We start from the raw sequence: 16,996 nt of genomic DNA, 5'->3' as shown, positions 1-16,996 counted from the left end.
CGTATGCTGTCTTTCTCGGCTTTATTCCCTACATACTTATTTTAAATAATTAAAAAGACTAACGACAATGAAAAGATATCTTTTAGTCCTGGTCAGCCTATGTTGTGCTTTATTGGCTACAAAGGCTACGACCCCGGAGTACCCCGTGTTAAAAAAGTCCGATGCGAATATTATCGGACACGTATTAGATAAAAAAACAAAAGAACATTTATCCTATATCACAGTAGCCATTAAAGGAACTACTATTGGCACCGTTACTGACAATACAGGCCATTATTTTCTAAAGAACTTGCCGGAAGGAAGCTTTCAACTCGAGGTGAGTTCCATCGGATACAAAACCGTAACCCGAAGTGTGACGCTGAAGAAAGGGCATACGCTCGAAGAAGATTTTGAAATTGAAGAAGATGCTGTCGCACTGGATGGGGTAGTGGTTTCGGCCAATCGCAGTGAAACGACAAGACGACTGGCACCCACGTTGGTTAACGTGATGGATATAAAGATGTTTGAAACGACAAATTCATCCACACTGTCGCAGGGACTGAACTTCCAACCGGGTGTTCGTGTGGAGACCAATTGTCAGAACTGTGGCTTCCAGCAAGTACGTATCAACGGATTAGACGGGCCCTATACACAGATCCTGATCGATTCGCGTCCTGTTTTCAGTGCTTTATCGGGTGTTTACGGGTTGGAACAGATTCCTGCCAGTATGATTGAGCGTGTGGAAGTTATGCGTGGAGGCGGCTCAGCGCTTTTCGGATCATCCGCCATTGCCGGTACCATCAATATCATCACCAAAGAACCTTTACGTAATTCCGGTCAGCTGGCTCACACAATAACCTCCGTTGGTGGCAGTAATTCGTTTGACAACAATACGTCATTGAACGCTTCGCTGGTGACAGACGATCATCGGGCAGGCTTGTACATATTCGGGCAGAACCGTCACCGTTCGGGATATGATCATGATGGCGACGGCTTCACGGAACTTCCCGAACTGAAAAACCAGACCATCGGTTTCCGCTCTTACCTGAAAACCAGCATTTACTCCAAGCTTACTTTTGAATATCATCATATGCAGGAGTACCGCCGTGGGGGAGATATGCTCGACAAACCACCTCATGAAGCGCATATTGCCGAACAACTAGAGCACTCCATCGATGGAGGAAGCTTGAAGTTCGATTACTTCTCGCCGGATGAAAAGAACCGATTGAGTATTTTCGCTTCGGCTGCCAATACCGATCGGGATAGCTATTACGGTCCGGGTAACGATCCTCTAAAAGCATACGGTAAGACGACCGATCTGACCGCTATGGGAGGCGCACAATATGTACATGTGTTCGATAAACTTCTCTTCATGCCTTCTGATCTGACTGCCGGCCTGGAATACAACCGCGATCGTTTGAAGGATAATATGTGGGGTTATAACCGTTCGACTGATCAGACGGTCAACATTTATAGTGGATTCCTGCAAAATGAGTGGAAGAATGCCCATTGGGGCATTCTGATCGGCGGACGTTTGGATAAACACAATATGGTGGACAATGTCATTATCAGTCCGCGAGCCAATATCCGCTTCAATCCGACGGAAGATATCAATTTACGTTTAAGTTATTCATCCGGTTTCCGTGCTCCGCAGGCTTTTGATGAAGATATGCATATTGAGAATGTGGGTGGTACGGTAGCCATGATTGAACGGGCGAAAGACCTGAAAGAAGAGAAATCACAAAGCTTCAGTGCTTCGGCCGATATGTATCATCGTTTCGGAGCCTTCCAAACCAATTTCTTAGTGGAAGGATTTTATACGCGGCTGACTGATGTCTTCGTCTTAGGCGAGCCTCACGACCGGGGTGATGGCGTATTGATAAAGACACGAAGCAATGGAGCGGGAGCTAAAGTGATGGGACTTACGTTGGAAGGCAAACTGGCGTATCTCTCCTTGTTACAGTTGCAAGCAGGTGCTACGTTGCAACGTAGCCGTTATGATGAGGCGCATAAATGGCACGATGACGCACCGGCAGAGAAGAAAATATTCCGTACGCCCGATATTTATGGATATTTTACGGCTACCTATACACCGATAAAGCCTTTAAGTATTGCCTTGTCGGGTACCTATACCGGACGGATGTTGGTACAACAGATGGATATCACAGCCGAGAACGCCTTGTTGGGTGATATGCCCGAACGTAAGGCTACCGCTATTAAAACACCCGATTTCTTCGATCTTGGGGTGAAGCTGACCTACGATTTCAAACTTTATAATGCAGTCGACCTGCAAGTGAATGCGGGGGTACAGAATATATTTCAGGCTTATCAGAAGGACTTTGATCGTGGAGCTAACCGTGACTCGGGTTATATATACGGTCCGGCATTACCCAGAAGTTATTTTGCCGGTGTGAAAATAAGCTATTAGAATCCTTATCTCAATCTACAGGTGAGTCGGTAGTTCTCGACTCACCTGTAAGAGTATGGGATACAAGTCATTTCAACTTCTTTCCGTCATAAGTTACTTTGTCTAACATGCGCTTAGCATATTCTACAGCTTTCTGCGGTAGTGGTGAGCATTGCACTTGGGTGGTTACCGCCTGTGCTTCGGGGCTCACTAACCATTCCAGCAATTTCACACTTGCTTCCGCTTCACTACGGCTACGTCCCGCATAGTTCTGTTCCTGATAAAGTATCACCCATGTGAAACAGCTGATGGGATAGGCGTTGCTTCCTTCCGGGTTAGTTATCATTCCGGTAGCATCTCCCATACCTGCGGCAGCAGTAACACTTTCCGAGGTGGCCTGCACAAAGTTTCCGGCCAAGTTTCTTACCCACGCACTTTGCGTCTTGAAGCTTGTGGCATATTCCGAGGCCACATATCCGATGGCACCCGGCACTCTTCCTACCAATCCGGCTACACCTGTATTACCTGTGGCAGCTACGCCACGCGGAAATGTCAACGACTTTCCCGTACCTATTTTCGTTTTCCAATCCGCGTTTGTTTTTGTCAGGTAATCACTGAAGATATAGGTTGTTCCGCTACCGTCTAACCGAAAAACGGGATAAATCTCCTTGTCGGGCAGCTGTTTACCGGGATTTATGGCGGCTATGCGCCCATCGTTCCATTTCTGTATCTTACCCATATAAATGTCTGCTATCAGTTCTCCCGTTAGATGCAGGTTATCCACACCTTCCAGGTTATAGGCGATAGTTACTGCTGCCATACAAGTAGGAACCAGAATTGATGGAGCGGGCAAACTATCTAACTCCTCTTTAGTGGGTGGAACATCCACACCCGCGAAGTCTATTTGTTGGTTTTTCAGGCTTCTGAATCCACGTTCCGTACCAATGCCGGCATACGTTACGGGGATGTCGTTCTTCTCCCAATACATTTTGAATGCTTCGCTATAGAATGGTAGCGGCAAGGTGGCACCCGCAGCGGTGATAACAGGTTTACGGCTGGCAGCGGTGTTTTTGGGCAATTCTTCAATCGGCCTTCCACTGGTAAATAGAGTTGCTGCGGCTATTGCAAGCACCATTGTAAAAGACAGGCATACACCGCCTGCTTTACTTATTTTGTTGATTTTAGTTGTTTCCATAAGCATTTCTTCTTTCTCTAACTATTTCTTGCTGATTTCAAAACGTTTTCTTAAAAGCTCCGTAACCGATATAAAGCTGTATAGACGGTTTCGGAGAGACTCAATGCGCGAGTTTTACTCCCATGGAGTACTTAAGCCCGCTTGGAAATTACAAGCATTACCACCATCTTTTAGAATGAATGTTCCTTTTTTGTAAGTCCAGGTCATGTAGTCTATAGTTGGGATATTATTTATTCCCAAGGATGTTGCATAATTGTTATGATCCGCAATTATCATTTGAGAAACGGGATCTACTACGTCATAGTAAAAAGAATACCCATAAGACTCGGCCGTACACCCCCCGTATAAATCCGGTTCTTTGAAAGAATAGTCCAAGTCTATATAATCAGTCAGCTTTCCCTTCTCCAAGGTAACCGTAGCGACAGGTTCTGCGAAGAAAGCCCAGCACCAGTCGTCATGGACAAAGAAGTCCAGTCGCACTTTATCCATCGACAAAATCTCATCACCTAAATATAAGAAGCGAGCCTTTAATATTTTATTGGACGACGGATCGGGTTCCTCATCTTCAGGAATTTCAATGAATGTGGTCTCTTCCAATTGCATGATATTTATTTTCATATCGGCTACAATAGATACATCATGCATGGTTGCGACTAAAGATTCTTGTTCATTACTTCTTTTATAAAATTCGATATCTCCATTCGCTTTGTCTTTGTGGATGTAATTTAGTCCATCCACCAGCTCTTGACCGTTCAATTTAGCTACGTACCCACTATTCAGAATAAAGCTTCCATTGAATGGAATGTAGTCTTGTTTCGAATACAACTTTATGATCTTCCCCGGTAAAAGAATAACTTGAATTGCTTGTCCGGATTTCAATGTCACTTGTTGTTCAAACACATTATAATCTTGATAGATTAATTTTAAAGTCCCTGTTTGCTCTGCTTTACCGGGAAACAATGTCTTGGCAACATTCTGCCCATCAAAGGTTACGGTAAGATTGGCGACGTCTGAAAAGTCATTGGGATATACGACTGAAATTTGATAGGATGTAAATTCAGTATCAATATATTCGCCTTCCTTCTCGCATCCGGCAAGTACTATTGAAATAAAAAATAGTAGACTGATATATCTTGTCATCTCATTATAATTAAAAAGCTATGCTCAAAGAAAAGAACTTTCAGCATAGCTTTATTCATACTCTGTTTATCTTACCCAAGTTCCAACCATCAACCAATTAGCACCTGCACTTGTCGGAGCAATTGCACCTACGTAATCTGTTGAAGCAAACCAACTGTCTAACGTTGAAAAGTCTGCACTATCTATTGCAGGAGTTGCGTTAGGCCTCAAGTTTGTCTGATTCTTGTAAGTTCCCCAAGCATTGGTCAAACCAATGGCAGCTACAGTTGCGGCGGTAGTATTGGTCGCATCAGCGGTAATACCGGAGTAGGTTGTATTAATAGCGTTTACAACGTTGTTTTTGAAAACATTGCTATTTGTTGTCTGGCATAAAATACCGGTAGGAAATCCGTAAAGGATGCTATTCACTAAAGTAAACTGACAATTACGACGGAAATTAGCGGCGGATTTCAAACTTGTACCCGTTGTGCTTCCAATCAATGTAAAGTTACTTAATACCGGGTGCGTGTACGGAGTGGCGCTACTGCCGGCTTATCATTATCACATTCGATACCGTTAGGATCGCTCGTTAATCTTGAAGATGCTACGGTAGATACGGCAAACTGAATTTTACCTGTATATCCGAAGTCGAAGTCGAATGAATCATCAGTTGTACCGGTAGCCACCAGATACGTAGCGTTTACACAACCGCCGAAGAATTCAAAGCCGTCGTCATCACCAAAGTATGCCTGGCAGTGGTCGATAGTCGTGCCGGCACCTACGCCACCAAAGGTGAATGAATTTAGCTCATTATTTTCTCCAATTGTAGCACCTGCATATTCTACACGGACATAGCGAAGCGTACCTGAATTGTCATTCGAGTCATTGCCGCCATAAGAAGTGTCTACTCCCGGAAGACTACCTTCTACAATACCTTCAATATACTGAGTTGCCGTTTGATTAATGGGAGCGTTGCCTAATACAACCAAACCTCCCCAACCACCGACTTGACCATTCTTAGCCGACATAACAATTGGGTTGGTGGCCGTACCAATCGCATTAATCTTTGCACCTTTTGTGATAATCAATGCGGTTGCATCGTTGGGATTACCGGTAGCCTGACCATAAATCTTAGTTCCGGCCTGAATGGTTAACGTAGCACCATTAGTAACCGCAATCTTTTTCGCCAACTCTATTTCACCGGACCAAGTGGTGTTAGAGGTAACATTCTCTGTGATGATTGTAGCCGCACGGGTTTTACCGTCAATAGCTACTTCTTCTTCATTGCTGCATGAAGACATTACGGAAGAAATTCCAAATACCGCCACTAATACAGTAGCACCTTTCAAAAAGGATTTCATTAAATTTGTTTTCATTACTGTTCAAATTTAAATTGTTATTAATTAAGTTGTTTTTTGACTGCCTTTGGCATAGGATGCAATCAGTGTCCGGTTTTACTCTTTATCATTTACAGATCTTAAAATCGATAGCTTACTGAGAACGAATAGGTGGTTCCGCGTTTATACTGGTTCACTATCCAGTCGCCTTCGTCATAATTCATGCCGATGCCGGTACGATCGGTATATGTCTTGTCCGGTTCGGTGTTTTCTTCTGTGTTTCCGCCGGAACCTTTTATTTCTCTACTACAATTACGATATACACGATACACACTGTTCAGTAAGTCGCTGGCATTGGCTTTCACTTCCAATCGTTCTTTCAAGAACTTGGCCGAGAGTTGCAGATCGAGAATATGGCGGGGCGCTTCGTACTCATCGTATTTCTCGTACATACCAGCTTGTACCAGTTTACGTCCTGTTGTTCCGTAGTTCACGGCTGCTCCAAAACGCTTGCCGGAATAGCTTAATCCTGCATTAATAGCATAAGGTACCAAACCTTGTAGAGGACGGTTACGCTCATTATCTCCTTTTTCGGTAGAACCCGTGGAACCGACTACCATATTTATCAACTTTTCAATATCATACGTAATATCTCCTTTCAGGATCGTGGCATTAGCTGTCAGGTAAAGATCATCCAAAAACGTTTTGGGTGCTAAAAAGCCAAAAGACTTACGTAAGTTGAATTCCAATCCCAGTGTGCTTGCCTTCTCCAGATTAAAAGAATACATATCGTAATTGGCTCCATCGTTTCCTCGTTTCAGCGAGATAAGTTCGATGGGGTCTTTGAACTTTTTGTAGAAGCCGCTGATGGAAATCACCTCTCCCGGTTGAGGATACCACTCCAAGCGTACATCCATGTTGTCGATGTAGGTCTGTTTCAGATTTCCCAGGTTTATGATGTCGATGCGATCGTCCACATTATAATACTCCGTTACTGCCAATTCGCGGAAGTCGGGACGTGCCAGTGTTTTACTATATGCGGCACGAAAGTTCAGTTTATCCGTAATGTTATAGACAGCAGTCGCAGCAGGCAACCAATCGGTTTTCTTGTTGACCAGCAAAGTATCTACGATTTCTTGTTTCACTTTATCATTATAAGAAGAGACGACTTTCATATGACCGGCTTCCATACGTACGCCGGTGGTGAGGTGAAGTTTTTTGAAGAATGTGAACTCACCCATTAAGTAGGTAGAATGTATGTCCTGCGTACCGTCATAGTAGTTCTTTATGCGGCCTGCCGCACGCAGATAGAGTTTTCCGTCCGCATATAATTCCGGTGCAAAGGTCTGTTCCAATGAACTACCTTCCACGTATGGCAGGTATTCGTTGTCTGTTCTGAGCGTTTGAATATAGTCCTGATTGAATTTACCTTTTCGGAAAGTTCCCAGATAGCCGGCTTTGATGGTCTGTTGGTTGCCTTCTATAACGAAAGGATATTCCAGGTTTCCACCTATGTTCTTTTTGTCTTCTTCGAGTTTGCTATACATTTGGAAGCCTTCCTTCAAGCTGTTTTAGTCGGGTATTGCCAGTTGATCAGATAGGAGTCGTTGCCAGAGTTAGCGCCGGACATTACATCGCCATAGGCAAGACGGTCATCGGGAGTGGTACGGGTCAGTTTACTGTAATCCGCCGTCCATGTGAATTTCAAGTTTAGAGGCAATTGGTGATCACCGGTTAGCTGTGTCTGCCACAAACGGTTTGTCAGAGGATTGCTATACTGCTCCATGCGATTATGGATAACGGCGTCATCATTATAGACCACACGTTCCGTATTGGTATGAGTGAAACGATTGTTGAACATATTGCGCCAGGTGACTTTATGGCCCGGACGTTCCCAACCCACATTAGCAACTGCCCCTATGGCAGTAACAAACGCATAGCGATTTCCTGTCACCAAACTATCGGCATTATTTATATAAAATGCTTTCTGCAAGTCATCCGTCGTTTCCTCATGACGATAAGTCAATGATGCGATAACTCCCAATTTATTATCATCACCCAGATTAAAAGGAAGCCCAACGGTGAGTGCGTAGTTCTGAGTGGGTGCTCCATTGTATTTGCGGAATCCCCAGCGGTTGGGAACCTTGGCATTCATGGAGTTGAGTATTTGTTGTTGGTCGGGCGATAACTGACTATAATTGGTTATCTCTTTCCCAAACATATTTTCTGTTACTTCCGGTTGATAGATTGTGCCATACCACTCACGCTTGTTCCCCAGAAAATAGTCACCATTCAGACGCTTTGTGCTTTTGAAAGTCTTTCCGGTACTATTGGTATTAAAGCCCGTACCGATGGAAAATTGAATAAGTCGTTCTTCCGGTATGGATAAGGTATTCACTTCTACCAAACCACCGGTAAATTCACCCGGCATATCGGGCGTAAAGGTCTTGGAAATGGTTACATTGTCAATCAAAGCGGTAGGAATAATGTCGAAAGAGAAGTTTCTACGATTGGGTTCCGTACTCGGCAAAGAGCTACCATTTAGTTGCACATTGTTGTATCTCTCTCCTAAACCGCGCACGGTTACATACTTTCCGTTCTCTACCGTTACACCCGATACACGCTTTAGTACTTGTGCTACATTGTTGTCGGCAGTCTTCTTGATCAGGTCGGCACTTACCCCGTCGCTCATGGCTACCATCGCTTTCTGTTTGGCATAGAGTCCGTTAGCACTGGCTTTATTGTAAGTAGCTGTTACTACCACTTCAGCCAATTGTTCGGTATCATCCTGCAAAACGACATCCAAAGGTGTTGTTTGTCCCGAACGTATTTTGACGTCGCTAATGCGCATTGTGACATATGAGATGCATCTTACCTCTACGGTCAGAGGATGATTGGGGACGTCTTTCAATGTGAACTCACCTTTCAAGTTCGTAGCCACACCATTGGTAGTTCCGGCTACCAATACCGATGCTCCGGGAATAGGAAACCCATGACTATCCAGCACTGTTCCCGTAATCGCTCCTTTTCCCGTACTCTTCTTGTTTTTATTGTCATCCTGATATACCGAGTAAGATTCAGCAGATATCTTCTTGTATGAATAATTGGTATTTGAGAGACTGTTTGATAAATCCACATCTACTGAATTGCGTTTGGTCGTTGCCGGTACACTTACCGTCTTCATATTCTTCCCGTCGAATGCAATCTCTACATTGTGTGTTTTAGCGATACGGTTCAGACGTAGTTCCAACGCTTCTGCCGGATAATTCACCGTCTCTTGATTATCACTTGCGTAGCAGACCGCTGATAGTAGCAGCATTCCCAGCAGGAACAATAGGCCCGATTGTAAATTCATTTTCTTATTACTCCTTTTCATCTTTAATCAGTTAATATTCTACTTAATAAGTTACTTGTATTCAGTTAATTAATTTCCAGCTGATCCTTGGCGAAAAGACATGGCAATGGCCGTTTCCCTTTGCGAAAGGAAAATCTTTTCATGTATGCAGTTCTTCACCGCATCGCACAGACTTGTCTTTCTTTATTCTTTGTTTTACGTACGCAGTCCTCGTAAGGTGGCACGTGGGCTTTATATGGTTACCGGCTTATGACGATCCGGCTCTCGCTGATTTCATATCGTGTACCGTAAATGGCACAGATGTTCTTTATCACGCCATCTACTTCGGACTGCGCTAATTTATACGAACAGTAATTGATGCGGGCATCCGAAGGTATCGCGTCTTTCTCAATTACGAGTTCTCGATGAAAACGGTTCTTCACCCTTACTTTCAGCTCCTCGATTGTAGCATCTTCGAGTATGAATGCGCCGTCCTTCCATACACCGATGTTGTCGGGATTCATCGTGTCATGCGAAGAACGATGGGTTGCCTTATTATAAACTACCCGGTCGCCACGATGGAACTTCCCAAACGACTGTTTTCCGCTCGCTACTTCAACGCACCCGGTACGAACCGCCACCTGACTCTCTACGCTTCCGTTGTAGGCAACTACATTAAACGAGGTTCCGTGTACGATGGCATTGACCTCTTTGGTCTTGACCATGAAAGCTTTTTCCTTATCTTTTGCAACCTCAAAGAAAGCTTCTCCCGTCAGGCTTACAATTCGATCTTTCTTTCCGAAGTCTTTGGCTATGATCAGGTCACTACCGCCTGCCAGGTAAACAATTGTACCGTCTATCAGGTGTACCACGCTATCCTGCTGGCATTGAATTACATTACATACTCTAGCATCCGAGCCATTTACGATCTGGTCATTTATATACGATGAGATACCTAGGGCAAACAGAACGCTTGCTGCAATTCCCACTCCCGCATACTTTATGCCTTGAGACAATTGTGCGTTCTTCTTTTTATTGGGTTGTTTGGTTAAACTGGTAAACCTTTTTTCCACCCCTTCGATACCGATTGTTCGTGTCAGCATATCCAGATCTCTTTTTGTCAAGTTCTCCAGTTCCTGCTGAGTCGTTTCCGCTTTCTTCCTTTGGGTAGTAGCCATGATTATCTTGGAGATGTCGTCAATCTGCTTGAGTTCATCTTCGGTAGCCTTCCCTTCTTCAAGTTTCCGGTAGAGGGAATCAATGTGATTCCATACATGCTCTTCTTGTTCGGCAGTTACTTTCTTATTATTTCTCCAAAACTTAATCATATCCATTGTCTCTTATTAATTGGTCCTATATGCAAGTCCTCGCATCACGTTGAGAACCTTTACACTATTAAATCGTTGCTAAGTGCCAAAACCTTCCTTTAAAAATAGTTAAAGCTGATGAAACCTCTCCTTACGACCTTCTCCCGGACTTCTGGCCTTAAAGCATCGCTCGTGCAATAATAATCTAAATCAATTTATCAAATATTATCTCAATATAGATTTGCTAATCTTTTTTGTGTTTTCCAGATGATTAATCGGCGTTTTGTTGCAGTTCTATTGCAGATACATTGCATCCGTGTAAATTTTAACAGCCTGTCAGTCTTTTTAATAGCTTGTTATACCATTGAAATAATCACTCTTTATTTTTGAGTCGTGAAATCTAAAAAAGAATTATGAATAATATGCAATCGAAACAACTGAAAAGACAGCAGACAGACAAGATATTGCTACAGGCAATTGCTACATCTGCTGATGTGGACGCATTTTTAATTCTTTATGATCGCTATGGGCAAAGGCTGCTGAGACATTTCCATCGTTCGGTCAACAATGTAGATACAGTTTTTGATCTGAGTCAGAACTTCTGGCTATATATATGGCAAAATGCTTCTCAGCTTATTTATGAGAATAATGATTCGGCTGAGAGATTATTCTTTTATATGGCAACAAAGCGGATAGCCGATTACTATCGTTCTTCGATTCATAAAAGAGAAATCCCATTGGATGATTTCCCCAATCTATCCGACAAGGATCATCCTCTTCGTCACCGGAATCTGATTATTGCACGGAAGAGATTCGGAAGATAACAGAGCGGGTCCTCAGCAAATACTCTGAATTGGATAAACAAATCTTTATCTGTCAAAAAGAATTGGACTATTCCGCGCAACAAACAGCCAGCCAGTTTAATATTAGCATTGAATGCATTTACAAGAAGGTATCAATTATCATGAAGGAGCTGCGCTTTCAACTCCGACTGGCAGGTTACTATAGCCTATTTGCCTGTCTTTGTCTACAACAGATGATGTAATAGACGCATCCGCACACCTGCCTTTATAATTACCGGGAGAAGGAAAGCCTACGAATGTCAGTTATAGATTCCTCCCCACTTCAGACTTTCAAAATAATATTTATATTCCGTATGCTCTTTCCATTTCTTTAGGGGAATATAAACGCTCAATCCGCAATATTTATCTGTATGGATAACTACATTTTTAAATGAAGATGTAGCCGCCGTATAAAGGACTGTCTTTTTCAACTGCGCTTCCAGTAAGGCTTCATTCGTACCTTGTAGACTATTCAACATATCTTTTAAGTCGAAGAAGACCTGAGGAACGTCGCTTGTATGGTAAACTTGCAACCCGCTGACATCCATTTCGGCAACTTCCGACAGACGACCGGATAATATGCCATGAGTGGCGTCGTACAAATTGTCCAGTTGCGCCGCATCCACTAAGGTTATCGTAGCCGAACGGAGCACATCATACTTCATCTCGTTATAATGGTGATAATAGGCATTGCACGCTTGCTTAAGTTCTTCCGCACCACCAAACATATATGGCAAAACCTTTGCATATGGGATTCCCGACGCGTTATAGGCGGCTTCGGCAAGTACCTCCGTGGGAGACGCAACCAGATAATCGCTCTTATTGCGCAATTCATACAGAGATTCCACACTACCCATCAGGCATACATCGAACCAGATATATTCGGCTACATGATCCGGTAGTCCGGCAGCTAATGCATCTATCTCTATCGAGTTATCGGTTGTCGCATTCCCCGGATGAAAATCCAGACCGATATAGCGCGTGCGTGGAAATGCCTGTACTTCTTTACTCTTCCGTATAGATCGAGTGTTGGTACTGCCATAGCCGCTCGGAACCCAACCCATAGAATGTGACCACAATACCAATCCGAACTTCTCAGCCGGAACCAACTCCTTTGTTTCTTCAATCACCCTAACCAGCGTTTCTACATTGGCGGAATTCTCTTCTTCATAACTTTTGAGCGGTACTTCTTCTCCTGTCTGTGTAATTTTAAAAAGCCGTGGTGCTTCGTTCATTCGATCCAGGTAGACTACGACTATTCCCGCACTTCGTTTTGCTCCGGCTTTCAGTTGGCTGATGCTGTAGTCCACGTCATCGTCCATGGTGTTATCCGCAGCCATATATAATAAGGTGGTGTAGGATATGGGAGTTGGAGGCAAATCTTCTTCATCGTCCGAGCATCCGGAGCATATGGAGAAGAGCAGACATATACCTGATAAGAAAAACAGGTTATAGCTTTTGAAAAATGCGCAAACGGATGGTTTCATATATTATTCTTTTGATTTGTTACGCAGATGCTGTTTTTGTACGATAAAGTGCCGCTTCTTCCGCTACTAGCAGGCTGGCGGATTGCCATGAATAGCTTTTGGCAAATGGGTGTATCACGCTGTTAATCTGCCAAATGTAGTAAATCTATGTTACGGTTTCGCTACAAATGAGAAATCATTGGGCAGAACGGATTAAATTAACGCAACTGTAACAAGAAAGTAAAGCTGGTAGAAAGCAGGAGAGGAGCGCAATGATTATTTGTATCTATCCACTGTCATAATCATTCCAAAGCGTTGTCACAATCGTAGACTCGGCTGTGCCAACTGTTTTCGTACCGCTGTCACAGTTGTGCCACTACGGTGGCACGGCAGTGCCATCGCGTTGTCACAACTGTGACACCGCAGTGGCACAACTTGATACCCTTGATCGTTCTTAGACTATTTAGCAGGGAGATGGTGTACGACAAAAGAGCATTTCTTCAACTTGTTTTACTACTAAGTTGAAGAAGAGGCATTTGCTTTAGATATAAGAAGGAATCGAATTAATGAAAGGAAAGTCAACAATGGGTAATGATATAGAAACGGGCGAGGCTCTTTGCTCTGTTTAGCTTTTCCATTGTTTTAAATAACTCTTTAGCAAAGATAAACTATTAATTTGTCAAATCAATAACTTCCCCCATTCGTTTAATTCCCAAAGAACTTTGACTAATTTTTCACCAAGTTCAGTTAAAGAATATTCTACTCTGGGAGGAAGTTCGTTAAATATCTTTTTGGTAATAAGTCCATCAGACTCCATTTCTTTAAGTTGTTGGTTTAAAACACGTCTGTCAACTTCTTTGATACCACGAAGAAATTCACTTGGACGTTTTTTCCCTTCGTTTATTTGCCAAATAATGGGAACTTTCCATTTTCCTGAAATTGTATTTACAGCAATTTCAAGGGGACATATTTTTTCCGTTATAGCTCTTTTATGCTGTTTCATTAAAAAGTGACTTTTTTATCCATACCGCATAAAAATATGCGGTATTGCGCATTCAAGTTAAAATGTCGAATTTTGCACAATTCATTTTAAATAAATAAGATATGGCAAATTTACAAAAAAAAATCGATAAATTGAATAGAGAGATTAGTTCACAGCTTCCTAAAGAAACCCTTTCTGCTTTTGCCGATTCTATAACCGATTTAAAGAAAGAAGGAATAGAGGGTAATTGCATCAGTAAAGGGATGAAAATACCCCGATTTGCTCTAAAATCTACAAACGGAACTTTTGTTAGTTCAGATGATTTATTGGCTAATTACGATAAGGTTATCATTGTCTTCTTTAGAGGAATTTGGTGTCCCTATTGTAATTTGGAACTAAAAGCCTTGCAAGATTCATTAAGTAAAGTAGAAAAAAGCAATGTCAAATTAGTTGCTGTATCGCCACAAAAAGCGGAATATAGTTCATCAATGAAAGAAAAGAATGCAATCACATTTGAACTTTTGGTTGATGAGAACAATACGTTTGCTAAACAACTTGGCATTTCTTTTTATCTGCAAGAATTTGTTGTACCTCACTATCAACAATTAGGTATTGATTTAAAAGAATTTAACGGGAATGACGAGAATGGGCTCCCTATACCTGCTGTTTATGTTTTCGATAAAGATTATAATGTAACGTATTCTTTTACGGATGTAAACTACATGAATAGAGTTAATATTGATGAGTTAATAATGAACCTATAATGGAAGAAAATAAACGTAAAGGAGCAAAAAGTCAAAAAGACGTTTCTGATTCGATATTGGAGCAGTTAAACAATGGATTAATAGAATCTGCTAATTTAACGGAATGGCTTTGTATTGACCATATTTCGTTGATAAAAAATGTATTACCAACAGCGTATCAGGAAGACTGTATAAATAGTATTGAAGATTTGAAATCAAAGTCAGTAATGTCGATGATAAAATCTATCGGAGATGTTCTTTGTATAAGTAGTAAACAAAAGAATGATAAAAAATTGTTTGACCAGCTAAAGACACATAAATCGGATAGTGTTAGATGTTGGGCTGCTTATATAATCGGCAGTGATAAAGAAATATCCTTGTATAAAAAGTTAGAACTGATTCAACCGTTCGCTGCTGATTCTCATTTTGGAGTACGAGAAATTTCCTGGATGGCTGTTCGGGAAGATATTGATGAAAATCTTGATATTGCGATTCCTATTCTTCAAGTATGGTCGAAAAGCGACAATCCCAATATTAGGCGTTTTTCTTCTGAATCTATACGCCCCAATGGGATTTGGTGTAGAAAGATTGATAAATTGAAAGCTAATCCTGAAATAGCATTGCCTATACTGCAAAATTTAAAATCAGATATTTCAAAATACGTACAGGATAGTGTAGCCAACTGGTTAAATGACGCAAGTAAAACTAAACCTGAATTTGTAACCGCACTTTGTAGAAAGTGGGGACAAGAAAGTCCGACTAAAGAAACTGACTACATTATTAGGCGAGCGTTGAGAAGTTTAAAAAAGTAGAAACCTTCATTCAGCATATACGGATTAATAAATATGGAATCCACATTATTCCCCTTTTAAAAAATATGCCAATGAATGATTTAATGAAAACAGAGTTTTTCAGGCTGATGAACGAGAACTCGCAAGAGATTACAAACGAACAAATGTAACGTGCCTATGGAGAGTTTATTATACATATAGTCACAATCAGCCATGTCGGAAATGGACTCGCGAGCATTATGAGAAAGTTGAACATTACTCGTGCCGAACTAGTATGCTTATCGACACTCTACCAATATACAATCTAGCAGTCCTAGAGTCTATTTCCTCAGGGATATACAGGATAAGTAGGTTTCTTAATTTTGATTCCTACACTTTTTCGTTTTTCTTCTACCAGCTCTGCAAATTCCTGCATCAAAGTATTGCGATTGCTTTTTATCTTCTAGGTTCAGGAAGCAGAAGAATAGAAAGGAGTATGGAGCCTTACCACGCGAAACTATTCGTTTCACCCGGGAAAGAACTTCGAATAAAAACGATAAAACGAATTATTTGCAGCGTATTCGGATGAGGCTAACCTCGTCATTGATTAAGTGCAAGTCTGTGATGGGTATGACAGTGTATGGTGCAGGTTATATGTTTACGATATGTGATTGCCTTTTTCTTGTATTTGTTAAGCTTTGCCCATACCGGTTAAGATATAGCTACCTTTAAGATTATGCTCGGTCATATATATTTGAACTTCTATCCGACAGGCTTGCATTAGCGCATAACCTGTTAGGTTCTCTTTTACAGCTTTGATGAACGTATATTCAATGTCGTTGTGAATAAAGGAAATGCGATGATATTCCATAACAGATTCTCTTTTAAATATCTATTTGTGAAGCCAAATATACGGATAAAATAAATAGCATGGAGAAAATTGACGAACTATATTCTAGGCATTTGTAAAGTAAGCGACTTTTTTGTCGTTTTACAAATGGACATTTAGTGCAAAATAATCGTTTTACAGACAAGAACCTTACACTTGATACGAATCTACTTATTGAAGATTAAACGCTATTTCCTTTTCGGAGAGCAATGATCGCAAAGCCCCTTCAATACGTAGTTGATGCTTTCCAGCGTGAAATATTGAGGTAGACTGACGGGCGGAATATGAATATTACGCAAGCAGTATGTCTTGTGACAGTTGGTGCAGTAGAAATGAACATGCAAGTCGTTGATGTCGCAGTTGCATTCGCTGCTGCATACCGAATACTTCAATGAACCCGAACCATCGTCGATGCAATGAATAAGATGGTGCTTTAAAAAGAGGGTGATGGTTCTTGAAAGCGTTGACTTGTCGACCGTGTCGAGAGCTATTTCCAGATCAAGTAAACTAAATGCCCGTTCGAACCGACTCATGGTCCGCAAGATAAGCAGCCGCATAGCGGTTGGCTTAATCTCGCGTTCTCCTAATTTATGTAAGTAAACATCTTCTTCTTTCATTGTCACTCT

General features: G+C 41.9%; 15 protein-coding genes. 4 read left to right on the top strand and 11 right to left on the bottom strand.

From position 1 onward, the window contains the following. The first annotated feature begins 67 nt into the window (after positions 1-67). The gene (locus JCM10512_RS17995; protein ID WP_044165094.1) at positions 68-2,407 is read left to right on the top strand and encodes a TonB-dependent receptor; all 2,340 of its coding nucleotides are present in this window, start codon (positions 68-70) and stop codon (positions 2,405-2,407) included. A 67-nt stretch (positions 2,408-2,474) separates the two neighbouring features. Here the strand turns inward: JCM10512_RS17995 and pstS are convergent, their stop codons facing one another. The 7 genes from pstS to JCM10512_RS17970 form a co-directional block, all read right to left on the bottom strand. Further along, positions 2,475-3,587, bottom strand: coding sequence for a phosphate ABC transporter substrate-binding protein PstS (gene pstS, locus JCM10512_RS17990; RefSeq protein WP_162472336.1), 1,113 nt, complete (start codon positions 3,585-3,587; stop codon positions 2,475-2,477). A 108-nt stretch (positions 3,588-3,695) separates the two neighbouring features. Then, entirely contained in the window at positions 3,696-4,721 is a 1,026-nt protein-coding gene (locus tag JCM10512_RS17985; protein ID WP_044165093.1) for a hypothetical protein, read from the bottom strand. Between the two features lie 66 nt (positions 4,722-4,787). After that, complete coding sequence (locus JCM10512_RS23110) at positions 4,788-5,201, bottom strand: hypothetical protein (RefSeq protein ID WP_244437286.1); 414 nt, start codon at positions 5,199-5,201, stop codon at positions 4,788-4,790. Positions 5,202-5,212: 11 nt separating this feature from the next. After that, on the bottom strand, positions 5,213-6,076 hold the full coding sequence (locus tag JCM10512_RS24270; RefSeq protein WP_244437284.1) for a beta-helix domain-containing protein: 864 nt from the start codon (positions 6,074-6,076) through the stop codon (positions 5,213-5,215). A 101-nt stretch (positions 6,077-6,177) separates the two neighbouring features. Next, on the bottom strand, positions 6,178-7,602 hold the full coding sequence (locus tag JCM10512_RS24265) for a TonB-dependent receptor domain-containing protein (protein WP_244437283.1): 1,425 nt from the start codon (positions 7,600-7,602) through the stop codon (positions 6,178-6,180). Then, on the bottom strand, positions 7,599-9,392 hold the full coding sequence (locus JCM10512_RS24260; RefSeq protein ID WP_244437281.1) for a TonB-dependent receptor: 1,794 nt from the start codon (positions 9,390-9,392) through the stop codon (positions 7,599-7,601). Before JCM10512_RS24260 ends, JCM10512_RS24265 begins: the two co-directional genes overlap by 4 nt. A 239-nt stretch (positions 9,393-9,631) precedes the next feature. Continuing rightward, a complete protein-coding gene (locus JCM10512_RS17970) occupies positions 9,632-10,699 on the bottom strand; it encodes a FecR family protein (RefSeq protein WP_044165117.1) in 1,068 nt (355 codons plus the stop codon). Positions 10,700-11,091: 392 nt separating this feature from the next. Between JCM10512_RS17970 and JCM10512_RS17965 the strand changes: the two genes are divergently transcribed. After that, entirely contained in the window at positions 11,092-11,502 is a 411-nt protein-coding gene (locus JCM10512_RS17965) for an RNA polymerase sigma factor (RefSeq protein WP_244437280.1), read from the top strand. 278 nt (positions 11,503-11,780) lie between these two features. Here JCM10512_RS17965 and JCM10512_RS17960 read toward each other — a convergent pair whose 3' ends face one another. Then, the gene (locus tag JCM10512_RS17960) at positions 11,781-13,007 is read right to left on the bottom strand and encodes a clostripain-related cysteine peptidase (RefSeq protein WP_044165091.1); all 1,227 of its coding nucleotides are present in this window, start codon (positions 13,005-13,007) and stop codon (positions 11,781-11,783) included. A gap of 658 nt (positions 13,008-13,665) precedes the next feature. After that, complete coding sequence (locus tag JCM10512_RS17955) at positions 13,666-13,989, bottom strand: winged helix-turn-helix transcriptional regulator (RefSeq protein ID WP_044165089.1); 324 nt, start codon at positions 13,987-13,989, stop codon at positions 13,666-13,668. Positions 13,990-14,090: 101 nt separating this feature from the next. On the opposite strand from JCM10512_RS17955, the gene JCM10512_RS17950 reads away from it, so the two are divergent. Then, a complete protein-coding gene (locus tag JCM10512_RS17950) occupies positions 14,091-14,732 on the top strand; it encodes a peroxiredoxin-like family protein (RefSeq protein WP_044165088.1) in 642 nt (213 codons plus the stop codon). Further along, the gene (locus JCM10512_RS17945) at positions 14,732-15,523 is read left to right on the top strand and encodes a DNA alkylation repair protein (protein ID WP_044165086.1); all 792 of its coding nucleotides are present in this window, start codon (positions 14,732-14,734) and stop codon (positions 15,521-15,523) included. The genes JCM10512_RS17950 and JCM10512_RS17945 overlap by 1 nt, the downstream gene beginning before the upstream one ends. 649 nt (positions 15,524-16,172) lie before the next feature. On the opposite strand, the gene JCM10512_RS17940 is transcribed toward JCM10512_RS17945, so the two are convergent. Next, a complete protein-coding gene (locus tag JCM10512_RS17940) occupies positions 16,173-16,352 on the bottom strand; it encodes a hypothetical protein (protein WP_044165085.1) in 180 nt (59 codons plus the stop codon). Between the two features lie 206 nt (positions 16,353-16,558). Further along, positions 16,559-16,987 carry a Fur family transcriptional regulator gene (locus JCM10512_RS17935; protein WP_044165084.1) on the bottom strand — a complete coding sequence of 143 codons (429 nt, stop codon included), beginning with the start codon at positions 16,985-16,987 and terminating at the stop codon, positions 16,559-16,561. Positions 16,988-16,996 lie beyond the last annotated feature (9 nt).

This window comes from Bacteroides reticulotermitis JCM 10512 (genome assembly GCF_000517545.1).
Classification (GTDB): Bacteria; Bacteroidota; Bacteroidia; order Bacteroidales; family Bacteroidaceae; genus Bacteroides; species Bacteroides reticulotermitis.
This window is presented reverse-complemented; position numbering and strand designations above follow the sequence as displayed.

Coding starts and splice junctions, on each gene's coding strand:
- JCM10512_RS17995 (WP_044165094.1), top strand. CDS start 68: ATGAAAAGATATCTTTTAGTCCTGGTCAGCCTATGTTGTGCTTTATTG.
- JCM10512_RS17970 (WP_044165117.1), bottom strand. CDS start 10,699: ATGATTAAGTTTTGGAGAAATAATAAGAAAGTAACTGCCGAACAAGAA.
- JCM10512_RS17955 (WP_044165089.1), bottom strand. CDS start 13,989: ATGAAACAGCATAAAAGAGCTATAACGGAAAAAATATGTCCCCTTGAA.
- JCM10512_RS17940 (WP_044165085.1), bottom strand. CDS start 16,352: ATGGAATATCATCGCATTTCCTTTATTCACAACGACATTGAATATACG.
- JCM10512_RS17950 (WP_044165088.1), top strand. CDS start 14,091: ATGGCAAATTTACAAAAAAAAATCGATAAATTGAATAGAGAGATTAGT.
- JCM10512_RS17965 (WP_244437280.1), top strand. CDS start 11,092: ATGAATAATATGCAATCGAAACAACTGAAAAGACAGCAGACAGACAAG.
- JCM10512_RS17960 (WP_044165091.1), bottom strand. CDS start 13,007: ATGAAACCATCCGTTTGCGCATTTTTCAAAAGCTATAACCTGTTTTTC.
- JCM10512_RS17985 (WP_044165093.1), bottom strand. CDS start 4,721: ATGACAAGATATATCAGTCTACTATTTTTTATTTCAATAGTACTTGCC.
- JCM10512_RS24270 (WP_244437284.1), bottom strand. CDS start 6,076: ATGAAAACAAATTTAATGAAATCCTTTTTGAAAGGTGCTACTGTATTA.
- pstS (WP_162472336.1), bottom strand. CDS start 3,587: ATGCTTATGGAAACAACTAAAATCAACAAAATAAGTAAAGCAGGCGGT.
- JCM10512_RS17935 (WP_044165084.1), bottom strand. CDS start 16,987: ATGAAAGAAGAAGATGTTTACTTACATAAATTAGGAGAACGCGAGATT.
- JCM10512_RS17945 (WP_044165086.1), top strand. CDS start 14,732: ATGGAAGAAAATAAACGTAAAGGAGCAAAAAGTCAAAAAGACGTTTCT.
- JCM10512_RS24260 (WP_244437281.1), bottom strand. CDS start 9,392: ATGAATTTACAATCGGGCCTATTGTTCCTGCTGGGAATGCTGCTACTA.